The organism is Neisseria sp. P0021.S007, from assembly GCF_051956855.1.
This window is the reverse complement of the sequence record NZ_JBQCXA010001508.1, coordinates 1-470: the sequence shown is the minus strand read 5'-3', so window position 1 is coordinate 470 and position 470 is coordinate 1. Positions and strand designations below refer to the sequence as shown.

Here is a 470-nt window from a genome sequence, read left to right as displayed (position 1 = left end):
GAAATACATGCTGTCGTAGGCGTAAGTGTTGAGTCCGCCTTGCTGATGGCGGCGCAGGCCGTAGAAGCGCGAGAAGATGGTTTTCGGCTGACTTCTCAAGTAGCGGAACATGGGTACGACCATGCCGATTTTCATGCCTTCACGTTGCAGGGCTTGGGCTTGGAGACGGAAAAAGATTCCGTCCACGTCAGTTTCGGAAGAAGGATACCAAGAGGGGATAACGACAATATGCATGATGTGTTTTTTATGGAAGTAGATAACGGCGAGGCCGTCTGAAAAGAAAAGATATCTTTCAGACGGCCTTTTGTATATTTAGTTCAATCAGTTGCCGGCAACCGTCATTTTAGAAACCAAGATGGAGCCGATTTGATTGGATGAACGGCGTAATGCGTCGTCTGCCACGCCGGTGATGTCGCGGTACATATCCTGCAAACGTCCGGCAATGGTGATTTCCTGAACCGGATAGGCAA

General features: G+C 49.4%; 1 protein-coding gene and 1 pseudogene. Both read right to left on the bottom strand.

The window, feature by feature from the left end; translation table 11 throughout:
• Nucleotides 1-234: pseudogene (locus ACTHUR_RS19980) on the bottom strand (glycosyltransferase); the annotation flags it as partial.
• 87 nt (nt 235-321) lie between these two features.
• Nucleotides 322-470, bottom strand: a 149-nt coding sequence (locus ACTHUR_RS19975) for a metallopeptidase TldD-related protein (protein WP_440400537.1), incomplete at its 5' end; no start/stop codon positions are given.